Source organism: Streptomyces milbemycinicus, assembly GCF_002154605.1.
GTDB lineage: Bacteria > Actinomycetota > Actinomycetes > Streptomycetales > Streptomycetaceae > Streptomyces > Streptomyces milbemycinicus.
Genome location: NZ_MUNE01000217.1, coordinates 21,332 through 27,372 on the forward strand (window position 1 = coordinate 21,332; position 6,041 = coordinate 27,372).

Genomic DNA, 6,041 nt, shown 5'->3' on the forward strand with positions numbered 1-6,041 from the left:
GGAGTGCTCATCGCGCGGCTTCCTCGCTGGAGGTTCGGGGCTCGATGGCGGGAAGAGCGGACAGAACGGGCAGGACGCCGGCGCGCTCCAGGTGGCCGCGGGCGCCGCGGATCGCCTCGGGGGTGGTGGCGTACTCCCGGCCTTCGTGCCGTAGCAGGTCGAGAGCGCCGACGGAGTCGAGAACCTGGAGCTGCCCGGGGCGTATCCCGGAGGCGAGGACGAGGATGCCGCGCCGCTTCAGCTTCTCCACCGCGTCCTTGAGGACGAGGGCCCCGGTCGCGTCCATCGTCGACACCCGCGACATGCGCAGGATCACCACGCGCACATCCGCCACCTCGGTCAGCTCCAGCAGGAAGCGGTGGGCGGCGGCGAAGAACAGCGGGCCGTCGATGCGGTAGGCGACGATGTGCTCCGCCAGCAGGGCGTGCTCTTCCGTACTGTGGTCGCCCCGGTCAAGGGGCACCTGGTCGAAGCGTGCCTGATTGGCGACGGCACGCAGTGCGAGGGCGCCCGCGACGGCCAAGCCGATGACGACGGCGTACACGAGGTCCAGGGCAAGGGTCGCGACGGCGGTCAGGACGAGGATCAGCGCGTCCGAACGGGTCGCCTTGGCCATCGCCCGCAGCGAACCGACCTCGACCATGCGGATCGCCGTGGCCAGCAGCACGCCCGCCAGCGCCGCGAGCGGGATCTTGGAGACGAGGGGTGCGGCGGCAAAGACGATCACAGCGAGGATTGCGGCGTGGGTGAGCGCGGCGAGCCGGGAGGTCGCCCCGGTGCGGACGTTGACCGCGGTGCGGGCGATCGCGCCGGTCGCGGGAACCCCGCCGAACAGCGGGGCGGCTATGTTGGCCAGCCCCTGGCCGAACAGCTCACGGTCCGGGTCGTGCTGCTGACCGACCGTCATGCCGTCGGCGACCGAGGCCGACAGCAGGGACTCCAGGGCGGCCAGCGCGGCGACCGCCACCGCGGGAGCGAGGAGCGTTCCCAACGAGCCGAGGTCGAGGAAGGAGAGAGACGGCACAGGCAGCCCGGACGGCAGATCGCCGATCGGCTTCGCCGCGTCCAGATGCGCGGCCTGCGCCACAACGGTGGCGGCTACCACCGCGACGATGGAGAACGGTACGGTCGGACGCCACCGGGCGCCGACGAGCATGACCACGGCCACCGCGCCGGCGAAGCCGACGGCTGTCCAGTTCGGTGCCTCGCCGAACTCCCGCAACGCCCGCCAGGTGACCACGAGCACCCGGTCCCCCTCCGGCTTGGGCACGCCGAGCGCGTTCGGGACCTGCTGCAAGCCGATCACGCAGGCGATGCCCAGGGTGAAGCCCTCGACGACCGGCGCGGGCACATACTGCATGTAGCGCCCGGCCTTCAGCAGGGCAAGGGCGACCAGCATCGCACCGGCCGTCAGGCCGACCGCGAGGACGCCGGCCGGCCCGTACTGTCCGACGATCGGCACGAGAACCACCGTCATCGCACCGGTCGGCCCCGACACCTGAAGATTCGACCCGCCGAACAACGCCGCCAGCGCCCCCGCGACAACGGCGGTCGCCAGTCCCGCCTCCGCACCCAGCCCGGACGAGACCCCGAAGCCGAGAGCGAGCGGCAGCGCCACGATGGCCACGGTCAGCCCGGCCAGCAGGTCCCGCCGGGGGTTACGCCCCATCTCCATCAGGTCGGCACTGGCAGGCAGCAGCGATGCGATCCGGGCCCACACCCGGCCGAGTCCCGAGGTCATCACGCGGCGACCCCGGCTTCCCTCAGCCCGGCCGGCAACTCGTTTCGGCCGGCCGGCAGCGCGGTCAGGATCCGCCGCGCGTCACGTACGGCCTTGGCCTGGTACAGCGGAACGGACACAACCCCTCGGTTTCCCCTACGAGCCCCACCTCGGGGGCGGACACGGAAGGCTGTGCCCTCAGGGACGGGATGACGGGCACAGCCAAGACAGCATCTAACCAATTGCAAAATTTTGCAATTCAGCATGTTACGCATGCCTCAGCACAGGCGGCTCCGGCCTTGGCACTGCCGGGCTCGCCTATTCAGCCGTCGCCCGTGCTACGTGCGACACCTCCGGCTCAGCCATCCGGGTCGGGCAGCCGTTCGAGTTCGGTCACCGCATACTCGATCCGGACTTCGTCGGCCAGTTTCAGCGTGCCCAGGAACGCTGTGTACGGCTTGATCCCCCAGGTGGATTGGGTGACGGTTCCGCGCCCGCACACCATTCCGTTCCCATCGCTGCCGCCGTGCACGGTCGCCGGGTGTGTCCGGCCCTTGATGGTGAGGTCGCCGGTGATCTCGAAGGACTGAAGCGTTCCCGTGATGCCGGTGGAACGAAAGACGATGGCGGGGTGCCGCGAGGCATGCAGCAGAGCCTCACCTTCCAGCGTCCTTTTGATCTGGGCCCGGTCGGCGTCGGCGAGGGGTTTGAGCCCGCCGGCCCCCTCGCGGACGATCAGCGAACCCGTCTCGACCTCTACGGTCACCGATGACTTCCCAGGATCGTCGGCGACGACCACCGCCTTCCCGGACCATCGGGTGGCCTCGATGGTGAGGTCGTGACCCGCCTTCCGGCCGAGGCCGATGCGGCTGGTCTTGATCAGCAGGCGGCCGGTCGACGGCCCGAAACCATACACTCCATCACTCAACGTCACGGACTTGACTGTACGTGACAGATGGGCCTTCCAGCGGGCGTTCTTCGGGTAGCCGTCGTTCGCCGTAGCCGATACGAGAACAGGGCCAGGAACCCCGCGGGTCGTGGGAAACCAAAGGTCTTTCAGCACGGACCCACGGGTCCACCGGCGTGTGTCGGGCCGATGCACCCGTGGGTCCGGGTCAAAGACGAGGATGCCGCGCGATCCGGCAGGCTTCGGCGGTGAAGTCGGCCGGACAAACCTCGGGTTATGCCGGTCGCCCGCCGAACTGCCAGTTGTGCACCTCAACGTCGGCGTACCGGTCCTGGGTCAGGATGGCGCGGGCCGTGTCCGGGTCCGGCGCGCGGACCAGCGCCGCCGTGCCGAGCCAGGTGGCGCCGTCGTCGGACAGCAGCGGCCCGTAGGCGATCAGCTCATGCCGGTCGGGCGGCACAGCGAGGTCGGCGGCCTGCCCCGTGCCGAGGCCGAGCACCAGATACCGGTTGCCGCCGGTCCGGCCGCCGGGGAAGTCCCACATGGTGCGCCCCAGGGTGTTGCGCCACCGTCGCAGCAGCACGTCCCGGTAGGCGCCGGCCTGGTAGTTCGGCTCGTCGAAGGCGAACGCGCGGGCAGCGGCGGGATCGGGCAGGTCGACGATGTGCACGCTGCCGGTGGGTGTGTCGCCGTCGTCGGCGAAGGTCGGGCCCCGGGCGATCATCTCCTTTGCGTACTGGTCCATATAGGACCAATGCTCTTCCAGTAGCTCGTGGCGGAGCGGCAGGGAGCCAGGCCGGTCGCGGTGGTAGCAGAGGAACTCCATGCCCATAGGGTCTCTTCAAAGATGTGACCAGGGCGAGCGAGTTTCACCTCGCCGTCGGCGGTGATCCGCGGTCGCCCATCTGCCGCGCGGCGGAGTCCGGCCGTCAGCGTGCGCAGTGGGTGCTCTGCCGTTGACATATCGGGGCGAGACGCGCCCCATGGTGTGCCACGATCGCGACATGACCGACCCTCATTCCCTGCCGCCCGGTACTCCACCCGCACGTGCGAGCCGCGGATCGGCCATGACGGTGCTGGCGGCCCTCTTGGACCGCTCGGTCGAGCAGATCGCTAAGGCCGCGGCGGACGTCCGCCGCTATGACCGGGAAGCGATTCGTGCGGCGTCGGATGTGTGGGACAACAACCTCTTTCCGCTGTTCTGGGCAGCGAGCACGGCCAGCGCCGACAAGCGCGAGCGTCGGGCTCTGACCGCGTTGGAGTGGATGGCCGGTCTCGGCGAGCGGCGGCGCGGGTGGATGACCGAGCAGGCCGCACTCGCGGGGTACGAACTTGAACCGCTCCTGCCGCCGGCCAAGCCGGACACACCAGGCCGTGACTACCGCGGATACGTCATGACACCGGCATGCCGGCTCGCACAACCGACAGTGGATGACCTGGTCCCCGACTACGACCTGGCGACGGCGGCCGTCCGCCACCTTCGAGTAGAGCGCGCCGGTACTCGCTTGACCGCCTTCCTCCAGTTGGTCGCGCCCCGCAGGTACGCAGTCGACGAGAGCACGCCCACGCAACCTGCCCTGCTGAACGTGGCGCTGGATGGCGTCACCGACGCCGTCTTCGACCTCTCCGCCACCCGGGGAGCGGCCCTGGACCCCGGTGCGGGCGGGATTGAGATATCTCTGGGCACGGGCGGCCGGCTCCGCGCCGCAAGCGGCGAGTACCGCCTTGACGACCACTCATGGCACCTGTCGGCCGCCGGCCGACGCGCCGACGCGGTCACCCCGCCCCGCACCGGCCGGTCGGACCGCCTGCCTCCGCCGCCCGCCGGAGACCTGGGTGCCGACGCCCGGGCCGCCGCGATCCTTCTGCGCCACGCCATGTGGGAGCTCCGCTCGGTGCGTTACGCCGCCCGTGCCGATCGTGTCCCGGTGCTCGACCTGTGCCAGGCTTTCGCAGGAGCGGGTGAAGCGATCCTGGCCGCGGGATCGCGGCGCGGCGCCGCCCGCCGTGAGGCGGCCTTCCGTGACGTGATCCGCACCTGGGCCGACCGGAGCGGCCCGGCTCTCACCCGCTGGATCGCCGCCGTTCTCAAGGAGCGCGCCGATCGTCCGGACATCATCGAGATGCCCCGGTCTCCCGAACGAACACCCCCCTCCCTCACCGCCGGCTCACCCGTGTTCGGCACGCCCTCGCAGGCAGCTCTCGTCATGGCGGCCTGGACGGCGGCGCACACCGATTACCGCACAGAGCGTCCGGCCGCCGCGGTACTCCAACTCGCCCTGCCGCCCCGCCCCGACGAGCCCCCCTCAGCACCCTGGCGGCTACGTACCGTCAGTTGCACCGAGCCCGACGCCTTCCGCCTTCACACCGACGCCTTCCAGGGGCCCGGCCAACTCACCCAAACAGGGAGGCCCACTGCCGCCTGCAGCCTCGATCTGCACCACGGAGCCATGGTCATCGCCGCTCCAGATGGCTGGAGTGCGTCAGTCAGCTGACGGTTGCGCGATGCAGGCTCTATCCCGAGGAGACCGCTGCCGGTCCAGTTCGTCATAGCGTGCCCGCATCAGCACGCTGGCGGCCGGGCCGGCGGTGAACACGTATGCGTCGCTGTCGTCGAGGCGCTTGCCGGTGCGCGCGTCCACCACCACCGGTTCGGCCTCCTCACCGGTCGCGGCGTCCACGAGGATCATCGAGCGGTCCTCGGGGGCCAGGTGCTGGTTGCCCCAGGCGGCCAGGGCGACGATCACGGGGCGCAGGGAGCGGCCGCGCTCGGTGAGCACGTACTCATGGCGGGCCGGGTTGGTCTGGTAGGGCCGCCGCTCCAGCAGGCCGTCGGCCACCAGGGTCTTGAGCCGGGTGGTGAGCATGCTGGTGGAGATGGACAGGCTCTGCTGGAACTGGTCGAAGCGCGTGTAGCCGTCGAAGGCGTCGTGGAGGATCAGCAGCGTCCACCACTCCCCCACGTGCTCCACCGTCGTCGACAGCGGACACTCACGATCCTCCAGCCGGATCCGGCTCGGCATGCCATCCTCCTGGGTTACTGCTAAAGTGAAAGTTACTGGCTTCTATTTTAGCAGTTGCCCGGTGCGCTGCGGCCCGGCGTGCCCACGCGGGGCACCCTCGCCCCGGGATCCGGCACCATGCCACCACCCTGTTCACGAGGCACCCATGAAAACCTGGTTCATCACCGGCGGCACCCCCGGCGGATTCGGCATGGCCTACGCCGAGGCCGCCCTGGCGGCCGGCGACAGCGTCGTACTCACCGCCCGCCGCCCGCACCTGCTCGACGACTGGGCGCGCCGCCACGGCGACAACGCCCTCGTCCTGCCGCTGGACGTCACCGACACCCGGCAGATCCGCGACGCCGTGGCCACCGCGGAGGAACGCTTCGGCCGCATCGACGTCCTGGTCAAC

Annotated in this window: 6 protein-coding genes; 2 read left to right on the plus strand and 4 right to left on the minus strand. The window is 70.3% G+C overall.

Translation table 11 applies throughout. The features are described 5' to 3' along the window. Positions 1-7: 7 nt before the first annotated feature. The 3 genes from CCN51_RS18820 to CCN51_RS18830 form a co-directional block, all read right to left on the minus strand. A complete protein-coding gene (locus CCN51_RS18820; RefSeq protein WP_014172720.1) occupies positions 8-1,741 on the minus strand; it encodes a SulP family inorganic anion transporter in 1,734 nt (577 codons plus the stop codon). A 337-nt stretch (positions 1,742-2,078) separates the two neighbouring features. Then, positions 2,079-2,654 (minus strand): YceI family protein, encoded by a 576-nt coding sequence (locus CCN51_RS18825; RefSeq protein ID WP_043485908.1) that lies wholly within the window; start codon positions 2,652-2,654, stop codon positions 2,079-2,081. Positions 2,655-2,901: 247 nt separating this feature from the next. Beyond that, complete coding sequence (locus CCN51_RS18830; protein ID WP_043488453.1) at positions 2,902-3,453, minus strand: YciI family protein; 552 nt, start codon at positions 3,451-3,453, stop codon at positions 2,902-2,904. 178 nt (positions 3,454-3,631) lie between these two features. Here CCN51_RS18830 and CCN51_RS18835 point away from each other — a divergent pair, with 178 nt between their 5' ends. Continuing rightward, positions 3,632-5,122: a hypothetical protein gene (locus CCN51_RS18835; protein ID WP_143675834.1), complete on the plus strand. Its 1,491-nt coding sequence runs from the start codon at positions 3,632-3,634 to the stop codon at positions 5,120-5,122. Here the strand turns inward: CCN51_RS18835 and CCN51_RS18840 are convergent. Then, a complete protein-coding gene (locus CCN51_RS18840; protein ID WP_014172725.1) occupies positions 5,111-5,650 on the minus strand; it encodes a winged helix-turn-helix transcriptional regulator in 540 nt (179 codons plus the stop codon). The two genes, CCN51_RS18835 and CCN51_RS18840, sit on opposite strands and share 12 nt — an antisense overlap. Positions 5,651-5,795: 145 nt before the next feature. Here CCN51_RS18840 and CCN51_RS18845 point away from each other — a divergent pair. Next, positions 5,796-6,041: SDR family NAD(P)-dependent oxidoreductase (locus CCN51_RS18845; protein ID WP_143675835.1), on the plus strand; the 246-nt coding region annotated here is incomplete at its 3' end.

Excerpts from the sequence above, each read along its gene's own strand:
- CCN51_RS18820 (WP_014172720.1), bottom strand. The coding sequence starts at position 1,741 with ATGACCTCGGGACTCGGCCGGGTGTGGGCCCGGATCGCATCGCTGCTG.
- CCN51_RS18830 (WP_043488453.1), bottom strand. The coding sequence starts at position 3,453 with ATGGAGTTCCTCTGCTACCACCGCGACCGGCCTGGCTCCCTGCCGCTC.
- CCN51_RS18835 (WP_143675834.1), top strand. The coding sequence starts at position 3,632 with ATGACCGACCCTCATTCCCTGCCGCCCGGTACTCCACCCGCACGTGCG.
- CCN51_RS18840 (WP_014172725.1), bottom strand. The coding sequence starts at position 5,650 with ATGCCGAGCCGGATCCGGCTGGAGGATCGTGAGTGTCCGCTGTCGACG.